The 2,034-nt window shown below is 36.5% G+C and carries 2 protein-coding genes; both read right to left on the reverse strand.

From position 1 onward, the window contains the following. Window positions 1-225: 225 nt before the first annotated feature. Window positions 226-1,011, reverse strand: coding sequence for a hypothetical protein (locus tag EHQ17_RS08375; protein ID WP_135591094.1), 786 nt, complete (start codon window positions 1,009-1,011; stop codon window positions 226-228). Between the two features lie 9 nt (window positions 1,012-1,020). Next, window positions 1,021-2,034: hypothetical protein (locus EHQ17_RS08380; protein ID WP_210414540.1), on the reverse strand; the 1,014-nt coding region annotated here is incomplete at its 5' end.

A 2,034-nucleotide genomic window follows, 5' to 3' on the forward strand; every position in this document is an offset into this window, starting at 1 on the left:
TCCATCAGCATACGTGTACCCTACGTTCACGCTCACTCCAACACCGCTACCGATCGCATTCAGAGCAGCGCTTCCTGCCATCAACGCTACTTCGGCCGCGTCCTGCGGACCGCGCTCGCAGCTCCGGTCAAGTTATTGTGTTCTACTTTTGAAACATTACATTTCCCTAAAGCCAATAACTTGACCACGCCTTGATCGCTCGCGGGGTCGTGGAGGAGAGGGATTTCATGTTTCTCCTGGCCTAGGAAATCTTTTGGGGAGTGGTTTACACCGAAACTCCTTGTTCTCAGCATATAATTCCGAGTATTTTTTTATTATCTCATCGCTCCAGCCACTTGGATATCGTTCTTGAAATAGAATATTGTTAATAAAAAGGTCGAAATGAGATTTGCAAGACCAAATTTTTCCTTTCTCGTAGTCCTCAGCATTTACTCTATCTATTAAAAATTTTGATAGTTTAAATCTCTGATTCGTAACTACGTAATAATATAATATTCGTTTCGTAGCCTCTAATTTTCTATTGCCATTAAGATATGTAGAAATAAATTCTATTTCAATATCATTTGCTGTTTTTTTTTCACCTGTCATCCAAAGCGATCTTGCATACAGGATTTTAATAATCAAATCACCATCATCGTAAATTTTTTGTTCAGCCAATTTGTTCTTATGCCTTTCATAGCCTTGAACAGCTGCATTAAAATCTCCTGTTAAAATATTACACCGCATATTTCTTTCAACTTCCGCAACATATTTAGGACTTTTTTCTATAATTTTTTCACAAATTCCTGAAATCATATTTTTATGATTTCTATTCAATTGTGACTCTTTAAAAAAATCCAACATATCCAGCGATCCATTTGCATATACAGTGTGATTTCTTTTTTCGTAATGCTCATACAATGATTGATAATCATGTTCTAGACACTCAACATCTGTACAAGGATGGAAATTGGCATATATATTTGTTAATAATGTTGTCGATAATACAATAAACTGAACAATCGAACGCATCTAAACTCCTTACAACCCCGGCCCATAATTTGGATTTATCGGTTTTACATTCTTATTTTGCTCTACCATTACATCAAAGATATAATCGACTCTATGATATTGTGAATTTGTAGTATTCCAAACTCCGCGACTACCATAGCTTGAACCAATTACTCTTGAGTTATGCATTCCTGATGCATCATACGTAATATAATTGTATCCCGTATTCGGATTAACTCTATTTTCTCCATACATATTGGATTGAATATCATTCAAACGAAAATTTTGAAATTCTGAATATCTAATATTATTCGCGATCGGATTCCAAGGTTTTAAGACATTATCAAATGCATCCGTTCTCGCAGAACCTTGCCTTCCTTTTGCTGGTTCAGAGGGATCAAAATTCAATTCATATGCAGGATTACTAAACATTTCGCCAATCGTTGTGGACGTTCCGTCTTTTGCCGAAATTTTCATATCTGTCACATCCAACCAATTCGTGTCATTACTTCCGATATTTACGTAAAATCTGCCATTCTGAACTGATACATCATTTCCGTTTAAATCCTTAGCTTTCATATGTATTTTCGAACCCGCAAACTCATATATTTCATGATCGTATGGCGTTTTCGCATATCCTATTCCATCGTTCCTAAAACGATCACCGTCATTTTCATAACTCACTACAAAATTTCCGTTCGCATCTTTTTTCAATGCTATATGAAAAGAAGTTCCGTATAATTTATTAAGGGATTCATAAGGAATTCCATACTGTTTCGCTAATGCTTTTAATTCGGCATCATCTTTTATATTCATATTAGACAATTCTAAACGTTTTGGGTCTGTATTCGTTGGATCAATTGGAACTCCGTCTCTATGAGAATAATCTCCATTCGAACTCATCACAGGCATTAAAGCAACCGGCTTACCCCCAAACAACTTCCCGTAACTCTCACTCACAAAGTTACTCACGCTGTTCCAAGCGCTCTGCATACCATTCCAAATACCCTTGCTACCAAACGTCTCGTTGTAAAAAGGAGATTC

It is taken from the genome of Leptospira gomenensis (assembly GCF_004770155.1).
GTDB lineage: Bacteria > Spirochaetota > Leptospiria > Leptospirales > Leptospiraceae > Leptospira > Leptospira gomenensis.

What these genes read in the sequence shown, in the direction of transcription:
- EHQ17_RS08375 (WP_135591094.1), bottom strand. Translation starts at nt 1,011, where the DNA reads ATGCGTTCGATTGTTCAGTTTATTGTATTATCGACAACATTATTAACA.